At 57.7% G+C, this 711-nt stretch carries 2 protein-coding genes; one reads left to right on the forward strand and one right to left on the reverse strand.

Annotated features, from left to right (window positions below; translation table 11 throughout):
• Positions 1-175 precede the first annotated feature (175 nt).
• Positions 176-337, forward strand: a complete 162-nt coding sequence (locus IVA82_RS13490) for a hypothetical protein (RefSeq protein WP_247493325.1) — start codon at positions 176-178, stop codon at positions 335-337.
• Between the two features lie 50 nt (positions 338-387).
• Here the strand turns inward: IVA82_RS13490 and IVA82_RS13495 are convergent.
• Positions 388-711, reverse strand: a 324-nt coding sequence (locus IVA82_RS13495; RefSeq protein ID WP_247493326.1) for a hypothetical protein, incomplete at its 5' end; no start/stop codon positions are given.

Consider the following 711-nt stretch of genomic DNA (forward strand, 5'->3'; position numbering starts at 1 on the left):
GGGACTGCCCCGGCTCTCATGACCTCAACTTCTCGAACCGCCCGGTGCGGACCCGCATGCCGGGTGGTGTGGCAGGGGAGCGACCCACAAGGTCGCCCCCTATGCCGATCAGATCACCTCACTGGTGCGTTATTTCAGATCGTGTATTCGCCTCCCGCAGATGAGCGTTAAAGCCATGATGGCAATCATCCTGCAGAACCAACTGACATTGCGCGGCGTGCATTTCCTGACGCCATCCGATTGCGAGGAGATCGTAGAGCAGTTGATCGAACACCTCAGAGAGCTGGAATTAAATCTGGCGGCGCGCGAGATAGCCGACAATCGCGAGCCGCACTAGCGCGGCTGATCTCGTGCGCAAGCCTAAGCGCACTGCACCGTTGCATCGCTTCAATGCGATGCGCAGCGGGGGCATTCACCATCTGCCGCTTCGCTGAGTTGCCGACCAATCTCTTCGTTGAGCGCCTTTGGACCCCAATTCGTACCGTCGCTTTTAACGATCTTTTTGGCGCGTTCGAAGGCATGGCTTTCGGCCGCATCATCACCGATGCGGATGGTTACATCAGAATGGAAGGGACAGACCGCAATTGCACGAGTTGTCTCTAGCGCATAACGGTACGCATCCGACGAGCGCCGTCTTGTCTGACGCGGGGTATTTCGCGAAGCGTGTGACCTTAAGTCTAGCTTTAAGGTCATCAGGCGATGCGGGTCGAG

The organism is Bradyrhizobium sp. 142, assembly GCF_023074015.1.
Classification (GTDB): Bacteria; Pseudomonadota; Alphaproteobacteria; order Rhizobiales; family Xanthobacteraceae; genus Bradyrhizobium.

What these genes read in the sequence shown, in the direction of transcription:
- IVA82_RS13490 (WP_247493325.1), top strand. Translation starts at nt 176, where the DNA reads ATGATGGCAATCATCCTGCAGAACCAACTGACATTGCGCGGCGTGCAT.